This is a genomic window from Halorhodospira sp. 9621 (genome assembly GCF_022228055.1).
GTDB lineage: Bacteria > Pseudomonadota > Gammaproteobacteria > Nitrococcales > Halorhodospiraceae > Halorhodospira > Halorhodospira halophila_A.
Window position 1 is genome coordinate 1 of sequence record NZ_JAJNRD010000087.1, and the last position, 1,094, is coordinate 1,094.

Sequence of the window (1,094 nt, forward strand, 5' to 3'; positions counted from 1 at the left end):
GATGATCGGGACGGCGACGTTGTCGTTGTGGAAGAACTCGCCCCAGTCGGTGAAGTCCTTGTTGGTGGTCAGGATCAGCGAGCGGTACTCGTAGAAGGCGTGCACCAGCTGGAAGAGGTTGTAGCGCGCCTGGCGGCTCATCGGCAGGTAGCCGAGCTCGTCGATGAGCAGCAGGTCGAAGCGCGTCAGCTGGGCGATCTTCTTCTTGAGCTCGCCCTTCATCTCGGCGATCTCCAGCTCCTCGACCAGCTCCAGGGCGTTGCGAAAGAGCACCTTGTAGCCGGCATCAAGGGCCTTGTCGGCGATGCCCACGGCCAGGTGCGTCTTGCCGACGCCGGGCGGGCCGATGAACACCAGGTTCTGCCGGTTGTCGATGAAGCCGAAGTCCAGCAGCGCATTGACCTGGCGCTTGGTGATCGTCGTCTGGTGGCGGTAGTCGAACGCCTCCAGGCGCTTGCCCGCGGGTAGGCGGGCACGGCGGCGGTTGCCGTCGAGGCGCTTGTGCTCGCGGACCTGCTGCTCGCGCTCGGCGAGCTGCTCGGCGAAGTCGAGGTAGGAGGCTGCGTTGGCCTCGGCCTGGGCGAGCAGCTGCGGGAGCTCGTCGGCGATCGCCGTGCAGCGCAGATTGCGGTAGCGGCCCACGGTCTGCTCAAGACGGCTCATGGGTCACCTCCATTTGGCCACCCGGGTGGCCAAGGTGCGCGTAGGCGGCCAGGGAGACCGGCGATGCCGGGGCCTCGGACGGCGGAGGCGTTGCATCGCGGCCACGCTGCTCGGCGCGGTGATAGGCCTCGAGGTAGTCTCGGACCCGCGTGGCCGTCAGCCCCTCGCGCTCGGCCAGACGCTCGAGCACATCGCTCGGCGGCAAAGGCCTGGCCTCGAGCATACGACTGACCGCCGCGACCTGATCACGGTAGATGCGCGGATCACAGGCGCGCAGCCGGGCGCAGAGCCGCTCGCCGAGATCGGCGCCGACGCGCTCGGCGATCGCCCCCTCCAGCTCGGCGATGTGCCGGGCCCGATCTCGGTAGTGGTGGCTGTTGCGCACGGTCTGGCCCTTGCCGGTGGCCACTGGATGAGTGGCCACGATCTCG

Annotated in this window: 1 protein-coding gene and 1 pseudogene; both read right to left on the reverse strand. The window is 68.3% G+C overall.

All coding sequences use genetic code 11. From position 1 onward, the window contains the following. The coding region (istB, locus tag LRF89_RS13185; protein ID WP_238637363.1) for an IS21-like element helper ATPase IstB at positions 1–663 on the reverse strand (663 nt) is incomplete at its 3' end. Continuing rightward, positions 650–1,094: pseudogene (locus LRF89_RS13190) on the reverse strand (IS21 family transposase); the annotation flags it as partial. The gene istB and the pseudogene LRF89_RS13190, both read right to left, overlap by 14 nt.